Source organism: Bacillus cereus group sp. N24 (assembly GCF_016483345.1).
Taxonomy (GTDB): Bacteria; Bacillota; Bacilli; order Bacillales; family Bacillaceae_G; genus Bacillus_A; species Bacillus_A toyonensis.
In genome coordinates this window covers 1-286 of the sequence record NZ_JAEHCA010000127.1, presented here as the reverse complement: position 1 = coordinate 286, position 286 = coordinate 1, and the positions used below count along the sequence as shown (strand labels likewise).

Below are 286 nucleotides of genomic sequence, written 5' to 3'. Positions count from 1 at the left end.
CACATCCATCAACTTAAGGATTTAGACTATTTTTGAAGTTAAAAGCACGTTACTATTTTCTTATGTTAATGAGAAAGGGTGACGTGCTTTTTATGAATATGCATCAAAAACAAGAGTTATCTTTATTTGCCGAAGAGCTATATCGATATATGTCTCCCGCTACACTTAATCAATTAGCTATAAAAGCAGGCGGAATGAAACGAAAACGCAAGTGCCACGGGCACCATTTCTTATCTTTGTGTGTATGGTTAAATCAACAAATCGCTACTACCTCTCTTACTCAACT

General features: G+C 35.7%; 1 pseudogene. It reads left to right on the top strand.

The features are described 5' to 3' along the window. Nucleotides 1-92: 92 nt before the first annotated feature. Nucleotides 93-286, top strand: a pseudogene (locus tag JDS95_RS30700) (IS4 family transposase); the annotation flags it as partial.